General features: G+C 68.4%; 16 protein-coding genes. 6 read left to right on the top strand and 10 right to left on the bottom strand.

Annotated features, from left to right (window positions below):
• Nucleotides 1-52: 52 nt before the first annotated feature.
• Both AB1634_03520 and AB1634_03515 read right to left on the bottom strand, forming a co-directional pair.
• Nucleotides 53-565: a hypothetical protein gene (locus tag AB1634_03520; protein MEW6218587.1), complete on the bottom strand. Its 513-nt coding sequence runs from the start codon at nt 563-565 to the stop codon at nt 53-55.
• Between the two features lie 96 nt (nt 566-661).
• Nucleotides 662-1,285, bottom strand: a complete 624-nt coding sequence (locus AB1634_03515) for an HAD family hydrolase (GenBank protein MEW6218586.1) — start codon at nt 1,283-1,285, stop codon at nt 662-664.
• Nucleotides 1,286-1,413: 128 nt separating this feature from the next.
• Here AB1634_03515 and nadB point away from each other — a divergent pair, with 128 nt between their 5' ends.
• The 5 genes from nadB to AB1634_03490 all read left to right on the top strand — a co-directional run bounded on the left by nadB (nt 1,414) and on the right by AB1634_03490 (nt 6,890).
• Nucleotides 1,414-3,030, top strand: a complete 1,617-nt coding sequence (gene nadB / locus AB1634_03510) for an L-aspartate oxidase (protein MEW6218585.1) — start codon at nt 1,414-1,416, stop codon at nt 3,028-3,030.
• A 238-nt stretch (nt 3,031-3,268) separates the two neighbouring features.
• The gene (gene nrdD / locus AB1634_03505) at nt 3,269-5,383 is read left to right on the top strand and encodes an anaerobic ribonucleoside-triphosphate reductase (GenBank protein MEW6218584.1); all 2,115 of its coding nucleotides are present in this window, start codon (nt 3,269-3,271) and stop codon (nt 5,381-5,383) included.
• Nucleotides 5,384-5,404: 21 nt separating this feature from the next.
• The gene (locus AB1634_03500; protein MEW6218583.1) at nt 5,405-5,716 is read left to right on the top strand and encodes a hypothetical protein; all 312 of its coding nucleotides are present in this window, start codon (nt 5,405-5,407) and stop codon (nt 5,714-5,716) included.
• Between the two features lie 33 nt (nt 5,717-5,749).
• The gene (locus AB1634_03495) at nt 5,750-6,421 is read left to right on the top strand and encodes an anaerobic ribonucleoside-triphosphate reductase activating protein (GenBank protein ID MEW6218582.1); all 672 of its coding nucleotides are present in this window, start codon (nt 5,750-5,752) and stop codon (nt 6,419-6,421) included.
• Between the two features lie 148 nt (nt 6,422-6,569).
• Nucleotides 6,570-6,890: a TusE/DsrC/DsvC family sulfur relay protein gene (locus AB1634_03490; GenBank protein ID MEW6218581.1), complete on the top strand. Its 321-nt coding sequence runs from the start codon at nt 6,570-6,572 to the stop codon at nt 6,888-6,890.
• Nucleotides 6,891-6,975: 85 nt separating this feature from the next.
• Here the strand turns inward: AB1634_03490 and AB1634_03485 are convergent, their stop codons facing one another.
• The 5 genes from AB1634_03485 to AB1634_03465 all read right to left on the bottom strand — a co-directional run bounded on the left by AB1634_03485 (nt 6,976) and on the right by AB1634_03465 (nt 10,600).
• Entirely contained in the window at nt 6,976-7,746 is a 771-nt protein-coding gene (locus tag AB1634_03485) for a hypothetical protein (GenBank protein ID MEW6218580.1), read from the bottom strand.
• A complete protein-coding gene (locus AB1634_03480; GenBank protein ID MEW6218579.1) occupies nt 7,743-7,988 on the bottom strand; it encodes a hypothetical protein in 246 nt (81 codons plus the stop codon). Before AB1634_03480 ends, AB1634_03485 begins: the two co-directional genes overlap by 4 nt.
• Nucleotides 7,989-8,105: 117 nt before the next feature.
• Nucleotides 8,106-8,387: an acylphosphatase gene (locus tag AB1634_03475; protein ID MEW6218578.1), complete on the bottom strand. Its 282-nt coding sequence runs from the start codon at nt 8,385-8,387 to the stop codon at nt 8,106-8,108.
• A 14-nt stretch (nt 8,388-8,401) separates the two neighbouring features.
• Nucleotides 8,402-10,375: an NAD-dependent DNA ligase LigA gene (gene ligA / locus AB1634_03470; GenBank protein ID MEW6218577.1), complete on the bottom strand. Its 1,974-nt coding sequence runs from the start codon at nt 10,373-10,375 to the stop codon at nt 8,402-8,404.
• A gap of 45 nt (nt 10,376-10,420) precedes the next feature.
• Nucleotides 10,421-10,600, bottom strand: coding sequence for a 4-oxalocrotonate tautomerase family protein (locus tag AB1634_03465; protein MEW6218576.1), 180 nt, complete (start codon nt 10,598-10,600; stop codon nt 10,421-10,423).
• Between the two features lie 152 nt (nt 10,601-10,752).
• Between AB1634_03465 and AB1634_03460 the strand changes: the two genes are divergently transcribed.
• On the top strand, nt 10,753-11,565 hold the full coding sequence (locus AB1634_03460; GenBank protein ID MEW6218575.1) for a biotin--[acetyl-CoA-carboxylase] ligase: 813 nt from the start codon (nt 10,753-10,755) through the stop codon (nt 11,563-11,565).
• Between the two features lie 136 nt (nt 11,566-11,701).
• Here the strand turns inward: AB1634_03460 and ahcY are convergent, their stop codons facing one another.
• The 3 genes from ahcY to AB1634_03445 all read right to left on the bottom strand — a co-directional run bounded on the left by ahcY (nt 11,702) and on the right by AB1634_03445 (nt 15,210).
• Nucleotides 11,702-12,997 carry an adenosylhomocysteinase gene (gene ahcY / locus AB1634_03455; protein MEW6218574.1) on the bottom strand — a complete coding sequence of 432 codons (1,296 nt, stop codon included), beginning with the start codon at nt 12,995-12,997 and terminating at the stop codon, nt 11,702-11,704.
• Nucleotides 12,997-14,178: a methionine adenosyltransferase gene (gene metK, locus AB1634_03450; GenBank protein ID MEW6218573.1), complete on the bottom strand. Its 1,182-nt coding sequence runs from the start codon at nt 14,176-14,178 to the stop codon at nt 12,997-12,999. Before metK ends, ahcY begins: the two co-directional genes overlap by 1 nt.
• Before the next feature lie 75 nt (nt 14,179-14,253).
• Nucleotides 14,254-15,210, bottom strand: a complete 957-nt coding sequence (locus AB1634_03445; GenBank protein MEW6218572.1) for a 2-dehydropantoate 2-reductase — start codon at nt 15,208-15,210, stop codon at nt 14,254-14,256.
• Nucleotides 15,211-15,215: the final 5 nt, after the last annotated feature.

The following is a 15,215-nucleotide window of genomic DNA, read 5'->3' as shown; positions in this document are numbered from 1 at the left end:
GACCGGCAGGGAACGGTTCGGATGAGGAATCAGACCGGAGTCCGGGCGCCGGTCACGGGCAGCCGGTTGTCTGGGCCGCGGCCGGGCCGCGCAGAAGGCCGGTACGGTCGGCGCTCACCCCGCAGAAGGTCGCCGCCACGGTCAGCAGCCAATAGCCGTCCGGCTCGGCCGCGATCCGCTGCCGGAGGGAGGCGGACAGCCAGTGGGAGTCTTCCGCCAGGTTGTAAAAGGCGGAGTCGACGCCGAAAAAGCCATCCAGGAAATGGGCCAGGGTGTGGAGGAGCTTACTGGGATAGCCCTGCTCGAGGTTGGCCAAGTCGGGCAGGCCAGCCAACCCCAGGGCGCCGAGATCCCGGAGCAGGTTGGCCACCGCCTGGCGGTTGGCGGCCTCGCCCCGGTCCACCGCCTGCCAGAGCTCCGGCCGGGAGGCCGGCCACGACGCCTCGGCCCGCACCTGCGCCGCATCGTAGCGCACCAGCTGGTACTGGTCGAAGAAGCGCCGCACCCGCTGGCTGGCCGTGGCCAGATCCGCCGCCGGCACCAGGATCTCGTGAATGACCTGCATAGCTCACCTCACCTTTCACAGCCCCTCAACCATCCGGACGTTCCCTGCCGGTCCCTTCGACATTGGACATTCCTTGTTGGACATTCGATATTCGCTCTACCCGAACACCGGCAGCCCCAGGATCTCCATGAAGCTGCTCACGTGGAAATCGGCCTGCAGAGCCGGGTTACGGTAGGCGACCAGAGGCATGCCGGCGGCGGCGGCGTGCTCCTGGTCGATGATCGAATCGCCGATGAAGAGGCCCTGCTCGGACCGGAGGTCGAAGTGGGCCAGGATCCGCTCCAGGGCCTCGGGATGGGGCTTGGGCCGCGCCACGTCCTGGGCGGTGACCACCAGGTCGAAGGAGCCGGCCAGGCCGAACTCCTCCAGGATCGCCGCCATGGTGCTGGTGCGGTTGGTGCTGATGGCGGTGCGGGCCGGGGGCCGGATGGCCGCCAGAAAGGCCGGCAGGTCCGGGGCCATGACCAGCTCGGCGAGGAACGGCCGGTAGTCCAGGGTGCGGCGATGCTGGTCGGCGGCTGCCGCCTCGCCAGGGTAGTGCCGGAAGATGTGCGCCACCGCCGCCCCGACATGATGGATGTGCACGAAGTCCAACTCCTCCCGGCTCATGGGCGGCCGGCCGAAGTGGGCCAGCAGCTGGTTGTAATAGACCTCGTTGGCGCGGCGGGAGTCGAACATGACGCCATCGCAATCGAAGACGACCAGTTGGGGTTTGCCCATGGCACAGGTCTCGCGGTATGGTGGAGCGCGCAATCGATACTGGTCGCCCGGCCGGGCGACCGACCCAGTGATACTGGACGGCGGTCGGGCTGTCAAGGCTGCCCGCCGCCGCGTGCTCGGGGCTTGCCATGATTCATGAAACCGATGTGCTGGTGATCGGCAGCGGCGTTGCCGGGCTGTCCTTCGCCCTCAAGGTGGCACGGTTTGCCCGCGTCACCATTGTCACCAAGAAGGACCGGGTGACCAGCGCCACCAACCTTGCCCAGGGAGGGGTGGCGGCGGTACTGAGCCGGGAAGACTCCTTTGCCCTCCACGTGCAGGATACCCTGGCTGCCGGCGCCGGTCTCTGTCACGAGGACGCGGTCCGGATGGTGGTGGAGCGTGGTCCGGCCTGCATCCGGGAGCTCATGGACATCGGCGTCGCCTTCAGTGTCCGGGACGACGAGCCGGACCGCCTGGATCTGGGCCGGGAAGGCGGCCACAGCGCCCGGCGCATCGTCCACGCTCGGGATCTCACCGGCCAGGAGATCGAGCGGGCCCTGGTGCGGGCCACTGGTGAGCACCCCAACATCACGGTGCTGGAGGACCGCCTGGCCGTGGATCTGCTCATCGGCTCCCGGGCCGGGGTGCAGCCGGATGATGGCCGGTTCGGCGATGTCTGCCTCGGCGCCTATGTCCTCGACCGGCTGGGAGGGGGCATCGCCACCTATCTGGCCCGGGTGACGGTGCTGTGCACCGGCGGCAGCGGTAAGGTCTACCTCTATACCACCAACCCGGACATCGCCACCGGCGACGGCATCGCCATGGCCTGGCGGGCCGGAGCCCGGGTGGCCAACCTGGAGTTCATGCAGTTTCACCCCACCTGCCTGTACCACCCCCGTGCCAAGAACTTTCTGATCTCGGAGGCGGTGCGGGGCGAAGGCGCCATCCTCCGGGACCAGCGGGGCCAGGCCTTCATGGCCAAGTACGACCCCCGGCGGGAGCTGGCCACCCGGGATGCCGTCGCCAGGGCCATCGACGCCGAGATGAAGGCCTCCGGCGACGACTGCGTCTACCTGGACATCTCCCACCGGCCGGCGGAGTTTGTCCGCCGGCGCTTTCCCCATATCCACGCCACCTGTCTCGCCTACGGCATCGACATCACCCGGGAGCCGATCCCGGTGGTGCCGGCAGCCCATTACATGTGCGGGGGCGTGGTCACCGATCTTGGCGGCCAGACCAGCCTGGAGGGCCTCTATGCCCTGGGGGAGACCGCCTGCACCGGCCTGCACGGTGGCAACCGGCTGGCCTCCAACTCCCTCCTGGAGGCCGTGGTCTTCGCCGACCAGGCGGCGGCCCGGGTCGAAGCGGACTGGCCACGGCTGTCCCACCGCCAGCTGCCGGCGGTGGTGGACTGGAATCCCGGCCCGGCCCGGCGTCTCGAGGAGTGCATCCTGGTGAACCACAACTGGGACCAGATCCGGCGGCTGATGTGGAACTATGTCGGCATCGTCCGCTCCGACCAGCGCCTGGCCCTGGCGCACAGCCGCCTGGCGCCGATCAGCGCCGAGGTGGCCAGCCACTACCGGAGCTACCTTCTGACCGCCGACCTGGTGGAGCTGCGCAACATTGCCCTGGTCGCCGAGCTCATCGTCCGCTGCGCCATCAGCCGCAAGGAGTCCCGGGGCATCCACTGCAACCTCGACCACCCCCGGCCCGATGACGCCGCCTGGCGGCGGGACACGGTGCTGCACAAGGGCGCCTGACCCCCTGCCCTGCCGGGCTGTGCCCGGCGACCCTCCTCCACCGCCCGGCCGCCAATTCCTATCCCTTTGATAGTCTGTCCTTTTTGTCTCGCCGGCCGCAAGAGGCTTTTTTCGCCTTGACACACCACATCTAGTCGTAATAAAAAGACCGGACACAACATATCGTGCCTCACCCCGGAGGTCTTCCGCGGTGGGCCGCACAGTCGCTCGCCACCCCAGGTCACAAAGGAGACAAGTCATGGCCCTCGTCATGCCGCTCAAACCGGAAAAGGAAATGGCTGCGCGGGAGGAGACGACGGATCTGGCCCTGTTTGTCCGCACCACAGAAGAGAACATCATCGGCTGGGATCGGCAGCGGATCATCGACGCCCTGCTCCGGGAGACCTTTGTGGACCGGGACACCGCTGACCGCATCAGCCAGGATGTGGAGCAGACGGTGCGCACCGCCCAGGTCAAGACCGTAACCGGCCCTCTGATCCGGGAGCTGGTCAACGCCAAGCTCCTGGAGCTGGGCCTGGAACAGGCCCGGCGCATGCACACCCGCCTGGGCGTGCCCCTCTATGATGTGGACCAGCTCCTGGTCCATCCCAACAAGGAGAACGCCAACGTGCCCCACGGCCCGGAGGCCACCAACCTGACCCTGGCCGAGGGCATCAAGAAGGAATACGCCCTGTTGCACGTCTTCACCCCGGACGTGGCGGACGCCCATCTGGCCGGCGACATCCATATCCACGACCTGGGCTTCGTCGACCGGCCATACTGCTCCGGCCAGTCCCTGGAATACATCAAGAAGTTCGGGCTCAACCTGCCCCACGCCCTGTCCATGGCGGCACCGGCCAAGCATCCGGAAGTGCTGCTGGCCCATATGGTCAAGTTTGCCGCGGCCCTGCAGAGCCACTTTGCCGGGGCCATCGGTTGGGATGCGGTCAACCTCTTCTACGCGCCCTATCTCGAAGAGCTGGACGACCGGGCGGTCAAGCAGCTGGCCCAGATGCTCATCTTCGAGTTCTCCCAGCAGGCGGTGGCCCGGGGCGGCCAGGCGATCTTCTCGGACATCAACATCTACTGGGAGGTACCCAAGCACTTCGAGGAGGTGCCGGCCATCGGCCCCGGGGGCAGCTATACCGGCAAGACTTACGGCGAATATGAAGAGCAGGCGCAGCGCTTCGCCTGGGCCCTCTTCGAGGTCTACAAGGAGGGGGATGCCGCCGGCCGGCCCTTCTTCTTCCCCAAGCCCCTGGTGCACATCACCGAGAAGTTCTTCCGCACCAAGGGCCACCAGGAGTTCCTGCACCACATCTGCGACGTGGCGGCAGACAAGGGCAACACCTACTTCGTCTTCGACCGGGGCGAGACCGCCAAGATCTCCGAGTGCTGCCGCCTGTCCTTCAAGCTGGAGGCCTCGGACTTCGAGGATGCCAAAGAGCCTTGGCGGATGCGCTACTCCGCCTTGCAGAACATCACCATCAACCTGCCCCGCCTGGCCTTCCGGGCCAAGGGCGACGACACCCGGCTCTTCTCCCTCCTCACCGACCAGGTGATGCTGGCGGTGCGGGCGCACGAGCAGAAGAAGCGCTTCATCGAAAAGCTGATGGCCTTCGGGGAAAACGGTCCGCTGTCTCTCCTGGCCATGCGCCTGGATGGCCAGCCGTACCTGCGCTTGCACCGCTGCACCCACCTCATCGGCATGGTGGGCCTCAACGAGCTGGTCCGGGTGCACCTGGGTCAGGAGCTGCACGAGTCCCCGGAGGCCATGAAGCTCGGCCTCAAGGTCATCGCCCACATGAACCTCCTGTGCCACAAGATGAGCCAGGAGGCCGGGATGCGCTTCGTACTGGAGCAGACCCCCGCCGAAAGCACCGCCCACCGCTTCGCCAAGCTGGACATGCTCCACCTCGGCGCCGAGGCCAGCCGGGTGGTGCAGGGCAGCCACGCCCGGGGCGAGATCTACTACACCAACTCCACCCTGTTCAAGGCCGGCTCGGCCATGAGCCCCATCGACCGGGTGGAGCGGGAGGGACTCTTCCACCCCCTCATCGAGGCCGGCTCCCTCACGCACATCTGGCTGGGGGAGGCCCACCCCGATCCGGTGGCCCTGGCCGACTTCGTCACCAAGATCTTCCGCTACACCCAGAACGACCAGGTGGCGTTTTCACCGGAGTTCACCTCCTGCCTGGACTGCGGCCGCACCTCCCGGGGGCTGCGGGATGCCTGTCCCTGCTGCCAGTCCAGCCATGTGGACGGCATCACCCGCATCACCGGCTACTTCACCAAGGTCTCCAGCTGGAACAAGGGCAAGCGCGGCGAGCTCCACGACCGCTACCGCAACCACGGCCAATTCCAGGCCTGCTAAGCACACCTAAGGAGGCACCTCATGACCCTGTTCACCAAGGACGACTGTACCCTGTGCAAGCGCATCACCGCCCGGTTCGACCTGGAGGCCATGGGGGTGGCGGTGGAGATCCTGGACCGCAACGATGCCGCTGCCCTGGCGCACCTGGCCTGGCACGGCCTGGTGGAGCAGGCCCGCAAGTCCCTGCCCATCCTGGTCCTGGACGACTCCTCGTCGGTCGTGGACTACGCCCTCATCGAGGCCCATCTCCAGAGCCGGGCCCGGCGCCACGGCATGTTGCCCCTGGAGGCGCCGGCACCGAACGCCTGTGCCGCCGGGGCCTGCGCCCTGTAGCCGGGGGCCCCGGCATCCCATCCCGAGCCACCCATGCAACGGCTGAAAGGCTGCCTCGACACCTCCTTCGTGGACTGGCCGGGCCGGATGTGCGCGGTGCTCTTTCTGGCCGGCTGCAACTTCCGCTGCCCCTTCTGCCACAACCACGAGCTGGTCCTTGCGCCCGGCCAGCTGCCGTCCCTGCCCTGGCCGGAGGAACGGCTGCGCCTGCGCAGCCGGCGGCGCTGGCTGGGGGGGATCACCGTGAGCGGCGGCGAGCCCACCCTGGACCCCGAGCTGCCCCGGCTGGCTGCTGAGCTGCGGGACGACGGCTGGCCGGTGAAGCTGGACACCAACGGCAGCCGGCCCGAGGTGCTGGAGGGCCTCCTGGCCGCCGGTCTCCTGGATATGGTGGCCATGGACGTCAAGGCGCCCCTGGAGCCGGAGCCTTATGCCCAGGCCGCCGGCGTGGCCGTGGACTTGGCGGCCATCCGGGCCAGCATCGACCTCCTGGCCGCCAGCGGCATTCCGCACCAGTTCCGCCTCACCGTGGTGCCGGGCCTCCACGACGCTGCGGCGGTCCGCGCCTGGCACCGGTCGCTGCCCCCCTCGGGCCGCCGGGTGCTGCAGGGCTTCCGCCCCCTGACCACCCTGGATCCCGCCTTCCGGGACCGCCCCACCTTCAGCCCCGCCCAGCTGGATGCCCTGCAGGCCGAGCTGGCCTGACCGCTTCCCATCCCGGCAAATGAATGAGCACTCATTTTTTTTCGCACCCGGCCAGGACAGCTTGACAAAGGAGACGGCCTAGTGTAAGTACACACAGTGTTTGGCAGCCGCATAACCCCACAAGGCAAATTCAGCAAGGAGGAGGAGCATGGCAACCATCGAATTTGGTGGCAAGACGTTTGAAGTCGACGAGGACGGCTTCCTGGCCAAGGGCATGGAAGAGTGGTGCACGGAATGGGTTGACTATGTCAAGCACATCGAAGGCATCGAGGCCCTGACCGACGAGCACTGGAACATCATCAACACCCTGCAGGACTATTACAAGAAGAACGGTATCGCCCCCATGGTCCGGATCCTGTCCAAGACCACCGGCTTCCCGCTCAAGAGGATCTACGAGCTGTTCCCGTCGGGACCGGGCAAGGGAGCCTGCAAGATGGCTGGCCTGCCCAAGCCGACCGGCTGCGTGTGATCTGCAACCGAGCCTGGGGGATCCCCTGGAGGACAGCGACGGCTGTCCTCCTTTTTTTTTGCCCGAAAAACGGTCGCTGCCGCGGTCAGGCTTCGGCGAGCCGAGCACAAAAGTCGGCGTGGATCGCAGCCAGCCGGGTCAGGTAGGCGGCGCCCTTGATCCGGGCGCCTTTGAGCCCGCCCCGCAGGTTGATCTCCGACAGGTAGCTGACCCCATCCGCCCCGACCAGAAGATCCAAGTGGCCGTAGGGGAAGCGGCCCCGGGCCATGACCTCGCCGCACAGGCGCTCCTGGGCGGCGGTGAGCGCCACCGGCTGGCGGCTGCCGCCGAAGTGCAGATTGTGCCGGAAGTTGTGGGGGTTGTGGCGCCGGTAGGCCTCGTGATGGTCACCCAGGAAGATGGCCCGGATGTCCGTGGCACCGGCCACGAAGGGCTGGAGCACGAAGGGATAGGCCAGGGTGCCCAGGCTGGCCTGGGCAAAGACCGCTTCCAGATCCGGCCAGCGCAGGATGCCCATGCCGGCGTTGGCCCGGTCGCTCTTGGTGATCACCGGGCCGACGCCCGCCTGGGCGTAACGGGGAAAGGCGGCGACCAGCTCGTGCTGATCCCGGATGGCCAGGGTGTGCGGCACCATCCAGGGGCCAAAGAGGGCGGCCTGCAAGACCTTGGAGCGGGAGGCCAGCTGGGCCGTGGCTGAAGGGAAGAGGGTGACGCCCCGCTCCAGGAGATCCACCAGGAGATGCTCCTCCCCGGGCTTCAAGCCCAGCCGGCAGGCGATGACATCCCCAGACACGAGGTGGTGGTGCTGAGCCCGCCAGCTGGCGTTGTCCGTGATCAGCCGTCGGCCGGCGCTCAAAAGAGCATCTCCCGGAAGCGCTGGTGGAACTGGGACAGATCGGCATGGCACTCGCCGCAGAAGAGGCGGATCTCGCCATGGATCTCGGACTCGTCCCCGTCCGCCGAGAAGCTGCCGTCCTCGTTCTGGAAGTAGCGGGTAGTGAGGACCACGCCGTCGGCCACCTCGTAGAACTCGGAGTCGTTGCCGCAGTTGGGGCAGACGATGCGTGGTGCCTGAACGGCGACCGAGCCTTTGGGCATGAGCAAGACCGGCTGCAGGCCCTGAGGGGGCGCTCGGGCGAGCGCCTGCAATGCGGCCGGCCGGGGCGCATTCAGCCAGGCCGCGGCGGCAGGTTTTACCCGGCCAGCCGGCCAATGTCAATACGTGTGGATGGCAAACTCGCTGTGCTCTCCCACCGGCTCCTCCTCCCGGGTCCGCACCCGGGTGACCAGGGACATGGGCGAGCCTTGCGCAAACCACGCCAGCATGCGCTCGACCGCCGCGGCCTCGCCTTCCACCAGGCTCTCCACGGAGCCATCCGGCCGGTTACGCACCCAGCCCACCAGGCCGTTCCTTCTGGCTTCGTCCCGGGTGTACGCCCGGAAGAACACGCCTTGCACCCGGCCTTCAACGATCACGTGGACCCGCCGTTGCGCCATCCTCCGTCACCTCCTCAAGACAGCCCCACCAGCCGCCGGAGCTCCGCCTCGGAAACCAGCTTGAGACCCAGCTCCTGGGCCCGCTGCAGCTTGCTGCCCGCGCCGGCCCCCACCACCACGTGGGTGACCTTGCGGCTGATGCTGGAGGCCACCTGCCCCCCCAGGGCCTTGACCCGGGCCTTGGCCTCCTCCCGGGACATGGTGGCCAGGGTACCGGTAAAGACCACCAGGGCCTGGCTGAGGCCGCCGGCCGCCTCGACCACCGGCTCCACTCCCAGGGCCAACAACCGGTCCAGCATCCGCTGATTCGCCGGGTCCTGAAAGAACGACACGCAGGAAGCCGCCACCTCGCTGCCGATGCCGGCGATGGCCAGGAAGTCCTCTTCCGTGGCGGTGAGCATCGGCGCCAGGCCCCCGAAGTGGCGCGCCAGGGCCTGGGCAGTCACCTCGCCCACGTGGGGAATGCCCAAAGCACCCAGAAAGCGGGAGAGGCTGGCCTTCTTGCTGGCCTCGATGGCCGCCAGCCGGTTGGCGGTGGAGCGCTCGCCCCAGCGCTCGAGGCCCACCAGATCCTCGGCCTTGAGGGCATAGAGATCCGGAATATCCGCCACCAGCCCTTTGGCCAGAAGCTGATCCAGCACCTTCTCGCCCAGGCCCTCCATGTCCATCCCCGCCTTGCTGGCAAAGTGGATGAGACCCCGCCGGCGCTGGCCGGGGCAGGCGGGATTGGGGCAGCGGTGCGCGGCTGCCTCGGCAGCCCGCACCAGGGATGTTTCGCACTCCGGACAGCCGGCGGGGAAGACCACCGGCGTCTCGTCGCCCTGCCGCCGCTCGGGGATGGCGGCCACCACCTCCGGGATGACGTCGCCGGCCCGCTGCACCAGCACCTGGTCCCCCTGGCGCAGGTCCTTGCGCCGCAGCTCGTCCTCGTTGTGGAGGGTGGCGCGGGAGACGCGGACCCCGCCCACCGCCACCGGCTCCAGCACCGCCACCGGCGTCACCACCCCGGTGCGGCCCACCCGGAACTCCACCGCCAGGAGGCGGGTCGTCGCCTGGGTGGCAGCGAACTTCCAGGCCACCGCCCAGCGCGGTGTCCGGGACTTGGCCCCCAGCCGCCCCTGGAGGGCAAAGGCATCCACCTTCACCACCATGCCGTCGATCTCGTAGGGCAGCTCCTGGCGCAGCCCTGCCAACTGCTGATAGTGGGCGACCACCGCCGCCAGATCCGGACACAACCGGATCAGGGGATTGATCCGGAAGCCCCAGTCGGCCAATTGGGCCAGGAGGGCGAACTGGCCCTCGCAGGGCGCGCCGGCCGGATCGTCGACGCCATAGGCGAAGAAGTCCAAAGGCCGCCGGGCGGTGATCCGGGGATCCAGCTGCCGCAAGGAGCCGGCGGCGGCGTTGCGGGGATTGGCAAAGGGCGGCTCGCCGGCGGCCAGCCGCTGGCGGTTGAGATCCCGGAAGCCGGCGATGGTCAGGAAGACCTCGCCCCGCACCGCCAGCCGGGCCGGCGGCAGTCCCCCCCCCGGCCGCAGCCGCAGGGGCAGGCTGGCCACGGTCCGCAGGTTGGCGGTGATATCCTCCCCCACCAGCCCATCCCCCCGGGTGGAGCCCACCGCCAGCACCCCGTCCTCGTACACCAGCTCCACCGCCACCCCGTCCACCTTGGGCTCGGCGACATAGGCCGGCGCCTCTCCGGTCAGCAGGAAGGCCTTGATCCGGCGCTCGAACTCCCGCAGGTCCGCCTCGGCGAAGGCGTTCTCCAGGCTGAGCATGGGCTTCGTATGGGGGACAGCCCGGAAGCCCGGCAGGGGGGGGCCACCGATGCGCTGGCTGGGAGAGTCCGGACTCACCAAGTCCGGATGCGCTTCCTCCAGGGCCAGCAGCTCGGCAAAGAGGGCGTCGTACTCGGCGTCGGCGATGATCGGCGCGTCGAGGACGTGGTAGCGGAAGGCGTGCTCATGGAGCTGCCGGCGCAGCTCCATGAGGCGAACCTTGGGGTCGGTCACGGCGTGGAACGGTGGGGAGGGCTAACCCAGGAGCTCACCGCCGGAGGCGATGCTCTCCCGGGGCACCTCGTCGATGAAGATCAGGATGGAGTCCTTGGGCTTGTTGGCCAGCCGGGCGATCACCTCGGTGACCTCCTGGCAGATGGCGGCCTTCTGCTCCCGGCTCAGGGTGCCGGCAACCCGGATGTTCACATAGGGCATGGGGGCCTCCAGGGGAAAGAACGGGGCATCCGTGCAGGCCCCAAGATGCTATGCCTCAGCCGGCCTTGTCAAAGGTTATTTGGGGCCCGCCCGCAGCCTTGCCGGAACGGCCCTGTTGACAGGCTGCGGCCCTGGGATGACACTGCAGCGCCATGACCGACCTCCTTACCCCCCAGGCCTGGCAGGCCCGCCTGGCCACCCGCTTCCTGGGCCGCGGGCCTGTCACCGCTCTTACGGAAACCGGATCCACCAATGCCGATGCCCTGGCGGCTGCCGCGGCCGGCGCGCCGGCGGGGGCCCTCTTCCTGGCGGACCGCCAGACCGCCGGCCGGGGACGGCTGGGCCATTCCTGGCACTCGCCGCCGGGCGCCGGCCTGTACGCCTCCCTCATCCTGCGGCCCCAGCTGGCGGCCGCCGATCTGCCCAAGCTGACCCTGGCCGCCGGCCTGGCCGTCTGCCGGGCATTGGCACGAGCCGCCGGTTTGGCGCCGGGCCTGAAATGGCCCAACGATCTCCTGCTCGCTGGCCGCAAGTGCGGCGGCATCCTGGCCGAGACCGGGCCCTCCCCTGGCGGACCGGTGGTGGTGCTGGGCCTTGGCCTCAACAGCAAGGAGCCGCCCGGTGGCCTGCCGGCGGCGCTGGCCGCCCGGGCCACCTGGCTGTCTGCCCACACCAGCGCTCCCCTGGAGCGGGGTGTCATCCTGGCCGCGATCCTTCTGGAGCTGGAGGGCGTGCTGGCGGAGCTGGAGGCCGGCGGCTTTGCCCGCATCCTGGCTGCCTGGCGGCAGCGGGACGCCCTGGCCGGTCAATGGCTGGAGGTGGTGGCGGTGGATGGCCGCGTCGTCGCCGGCTGGAGCCTGGGGCCCGACGACCAGGGGGTGCTGCAGGTGCAGGAGGCTAGCGGCCGCCGCCATGCGGTCCTGAGCGGCGACCTGCGGCTGGGGCGGCGGCCAAGGCTTCCGTGAAGAGGTCCCCGGGCAGCATGGACAGGATGGACAGCATGGACTCCATGGACCCGACACCCCGGCCCATTCTGTCCATCCTGTCCATCTGGTCCATCTGGTCCATACCGTCCATCCCGGGCCGACACGGCCCTCAGGGCTAATAGCGGTAGTACTCGGGCTTGTAGGGCCCTTCCACCGGCACGCCGATGTAGGCGGCCTGCTCGGAGGTGAGAGCGGTCAGCTTGGCCCCTGCTTTGGCCAGGTGCAGCCGGGCCACCCGCTCGTCCAGGTGCTTGGGCAGCAGATAGACCCGCCTTTCGTAGCGATCACTGTGCTGCCAAAGCTCGAGCTGGGCGATCACCTGGTTGGTGAAGGAGTTGCTCATCACAAAGCTGGGATGGCCGGTGGCGCAGCCCAGGTTCACCAGCCGGCCCTCGGCCAGGATGATGATCCTCTTGCCGTCCGGGAAGATCACGTGGTCCACCTGGGGCTTGATGTTCTCCCAGGGCAGGCTCCGGATGCTGGCGATGTCGATCTCGGCATCGAAGTGGCCGATGTTGCAGACGATGGCCTGATCCTTCATCGCCTCCATGTGGGCCCGGGTGATCACCCGCACGTTGCCGGTGGCGGTGACGAAGATGTCGGCGACCGGCGCCGCCTCCTCCATGGTCACCACCCGGTAGCCCTCCATGACCGCCTGCAGGGCGCAGATGGGATCCACCTCCGTCACCCAGACCGTGGCGCCCATGCCGCGGAAGGCCTGGGCGCAGCCCTTGCCCACATCCCCGTAGCCGCAGACCACCGCGATCTTGCCGGCGATCATGACGTCGGTGCCCCGTTTGATGCCGTCGATCAGGGACTCCCGGCAGCCGTAGAGGTTGTCGAACTTGGACTTGGTCACCGAGTCGTTGACATTGATGGCCGGGGCCAACAGCTCGCCCTTCCTGGTCATCTCGTACAGACGGTGCACGCCGGTAGTGGTCTCTTCGCTGATGCCGCGAACACCGGCCATGAGCTCCGGGTATTTGGCATGCAACACCTGGGTGAGATCACCGCCATCGTCCAGGATCATGTTCGGCCGCCAGCCGTCCGGCCCGAAGATGGTCCTGTCGATGCACCACCAGAACTCCTCTTCGGTCTCCCCCTTCCAGGCAAAGACCGGGATGCCGGCAGCCGCCATGGCCGCAGCCGCATGGTCCTGGGTGGAGAAGATGTTGCACGACGACCAGCGGATCTCGGCGCCCAGGGCGATGAGGGTCTCCATGAGCACCGCGGTCTGGATGGTCATGTGCAGGCAGCCGGCGATGCGGGCCCCGGCCAGGGGCTGCCGGCCGGCAAGCTCGTTCCGCAGGGCCATGAGCCCGGGCATCTCGGTCTCGGCGATGCGGATCTCCTTGCGGCCCCACTCGGCCAGGGCCAGATCCGCCACCTTGTAATCCTGATCGGCGCCCATCAGCAGGCCTCCTTCGCCGGCAGGCCGGCAGCATCCCGCAGGGCCTCCGCCTTGTCGGTGCGCTCCCAGGTGAACTCCTCCCATTCCCGGCCGAAGTGGCCGTAGGCCGCGGTCTTCTTGAAGATGGGCCGCAGGAGGTCCAGATGCTGGATGATCCCCCGGGGCCGGAGGTCGAAATGCTCTGTGATGAGGGTCTTGATCCGCTCCTCGTCGATGCGGCCGTTGCCAAAGGTGTTGACGTTCACCGATACCGGCCGGGAGATGCCGATGGCATACGCGATCTGCACCTCGACCTGGTCGGCAATGCCGGCGGCCACCAGATTCTTGGCCACATAGCGGCCCATGTAGGAGGAGGAGCGGTCCACCTTGGAAGGATCCTTGCCGGAGAAGGCACCGCCACCGTGGGAGCCCATGCCGCCGTACGTGTCGACGATGATCTTCCGGCCGGTGACGCCGCAGTCCGCCACCGGGCCGCCGATCACGAAGCGGCCGGTCGGGTTGATGAAGTATTTTGTCTGGGCGTCCACCATCCCCTCCGGGATGATGGGCTTCACGATCTCCTCCATCACCCCTTCCTTGAGCTCGCTGTACTCCACCGACGGGTCGTGCTGGGTGGACAGGACGATGGCCTCCACCCGCTTGGGCTTGCCGTCCTGGTATTCGATGGTGACTTGGCTCTTGCCGTCCGGCCGCAGCCAGGGCAGCCGGCCAGCCCGCCGCACGTCCGCCAGGCGCTTGGTGAGGCGGTGGGCATAGATGATGGGCATGGGCATCAACACCCGGGTCTCCCGGCAGGCGTAGCCGAACATCAGGCCCTGGTCGCCGGCCCCCTGCTCCAGGTCGAGACCGGTGCCCTCGTTCACCCCCAGGGCGATGTCCGGCGACTGCTTGTCGATGCTGGTAAGCACGGCGCAGGTCTTGGCATCAAAGCCATACTCCGGCGAGGTGTAGCCGATCTCGGCGATGGTGTCGCGCACCACCTGCGGCATGTCCACCCAGGCCGAGGTGGTGATCTCGCCGGCGATCAAGGCCAGGCCGGTGGTGACCAGGGTCTCGCAGGCCACCCGGCACCGGGGGTCCTTGGCCATGATGGCGTCCAGAATGGCATCCGAGATCTGATCAGCGACCTTGTCCGGATGGCCCTCGGTCACCGACTCCGAGGTGAAGAGATAGCTGCCCATGGATCCTCCTTCTTGATTCCGTTATGGATGGTATGGGGACGAAAAAGCCACGAGTTGACAGATCGGAAGGACGGTCTACGGCCGGGCCTGCAGGCCGGGCATCTCGGGGGGCCGGCCGGCGGAAACCGCCTGCACCGCCCGGCACAAGGCCTCGTTGACCGGCGCTGCCATCCCCAGGCGCCTGGCCTCCGCCGCCACCGCGCCGTTGATGGCCTCGATCTCGGTGGGCCGGCCGGCCCGGACGTCCTGCAGCATGGAGGAGATGTTGGCCGCCGTGGCCTGGCAGACCGCCACGGTCATGGCGACGGGATCCTCCGGGACCGCCACCCCCTTCTTGCGGGCCACCGCGACCGTCTCGGCCACTGCCTGCTCCAGGAGGGCCCTCGCCTCGGGCCGCTCCGGCAGCGCACCGTTCGGGCAATCCAGGAGCGCGGTCAGGGCATTGATACCGGCGTTGACCATGAGCTTCAGCCACACCTGGCCCAGGATGTCCGGCGCCACCTGCGCCGGCAGCCCCACCCGGGTCAGGTGCGCCGCCACCGCCTCCAGGCGACTGGCCAAATCCTGCGACACCGCAGCGGAAAAGCCGAGCCAGGTCGGCCCCTGGCCGGCGTGGCGCACCTGGCCGGTAGCCAACAACGTGGCGCCCTGGGCGGTCACCCCCAGGGCGGCCGGCGCTGTCGTCCAGGTCGCCAGCAGGGGCAGATGGGCGATGCCATTCTCCAGGGTGACGAGCAGGCCTTGGGGGCGAAAGAGCCCTGCCGGCAGACGGGCCAGGGCAGCGGCCACGGCATGGGCCTTGACGGTCAACAGGACGAGATCGCAGGCCGGGATCTCCCCTGGCTGGGCCGTGGCCCGGACCCGCACCCGGCGGGTCCGGCCAGCGGCCTCGATGATGATCCCCTGGGCAGCCAGGTAAGCAGCCCGTTCCGGCCGCTTGTCCAGGAGCCAGACCTCCGCGCCGGCATCAGCGGCCAGGAAGGCGGCAAAAAGACAGCCCAGGGAGCCGGGGCCAACCACCACCGAGACCATCGGTC

This window comes from Thermodesulfobacteriota bacterium, assembly GCA_040755095.1.
GTDB lineage: Bacteria > Desulfobacterota > Desulfobulbia > Desulfobulbales > JBFMBH01 > JBFMBH01.
The sequence above is the reverse complement of the archived record's forward strand: the minus strand, read 5'-3'. Positions and strand labels throughout refer to the sequence as shown.

What these genes read in the sequence shown, in the direction of transcription:
- AB1634_03490 (MEW6218581.1), top strand. Translation starts at nt 6,570, where the DNA reads ATGGCAACCATCGAATTTGGTGGCAAGACGTTTGAAGTCGACGAGGAC.
- AB1634_03500 (MEW6218583.1), top strand. Translation starts at nt 5,405, where the DNA reads ATGACCCTGTTCACCAAGGACGACTGTACCCTGTGCAAGCGCATCACC.
- AB1634_03475 (MEW6218578.1), bottom strand. Translation starts at nt 8,387, where the DNA reads ATGGCGCAACGGCGGGTCCACGTGATCGTTGAAGGCCGGGTGCAAGGC.
- ligA (MEW6218577.1), bottom strand. Translation starts at nt 10,375, where the DNA reads ATGGAGCTGCGCCGGCAGCTCCATGAGCACGCCTTCCGCTACCACGTC.
- AB1634_03460 (MEW6218575.1), top strand. Translation starts at nt 10,753, where the DNA reads ATGACCGACCTCCTTACCCCCCAGGCCTGGCAGGCCCGCCTGGCCACC.
- ahcY (MEW6218574.1), bottom strand. Translation starts at nt 12,997, where the DNA reads ATGGGCGCCGATCAGGATTACAAGGTGGCGGATCTGGCCCTGGCCGAG.
- nrdD (MEW6218584.1), top strand. Translation starts at nt 3,269, where the DNA reads ATGGCCCTCGTCATGCCGCTCAAACCGGAAAAGGAAATGGCTGCGCGG.
- nadB (MEW6218585.1), top strand. Translation starts at nt 1,414, where the DNA reads ATGATTCATGAAACCGATGTGCTGGTGATCGGCAGCGGCGTTGCCGGG.
- metK (MEW6218573.1), bottom strand. Translation starts at nt 14,178, where the DNA reads ATGGGCAGCTATCTCTTCACCTCGGAGTCGGTGACCGAGGGCCATCCG.
- AB1634_03480 (MEW6218579.1), bottom strand. Translation starts at nt 7,988, where the DNA reads ATGCCCAAAGGCTCGGTCGCCGTTCAGGCACCACGCATCGTCTGCCCC.
- AB1634_03445 (MEW6218572.1), bottom strand. Translation starts at nt 15,210, where the DNA reads ATGGTCTCGGTGGTGGTTGGCCCCGGCTCCCTGGGCTGTCTTTTTGCC.
- AB1634_03520 (MEW6218587.1), bottom strand. Translation starts at nt 565, where the DNA reads ATGCAGGTCATTCACGAGATCCTGGTGCCGGCGGCGGATCTGGCCACG.
- AB1634_03465 (MEW6218576.1), bottom strand. Translation starts at nt 10,600, where the DNA reads ATGCCCTATGTGAACATCCGGGTTGCCGGCACCCTGAGCCGGGAGCAG.
- AB1634_03515 (MEW6218586.1), bottom strand. Translation starts at nt 1,285, where the DNA reads ATGGGCAAACCCCAACTGGTCGTCTTCGATTGCGATGGCGTCATGTTC.
- AB1634_03495 (MEW6218582.1), top strand. Translation starts at nt 5,750, where the DNA reads ATGCAACGGCTGAAAGGCTGCCTCGACACCTCCTTCGTGGACTGGCCG.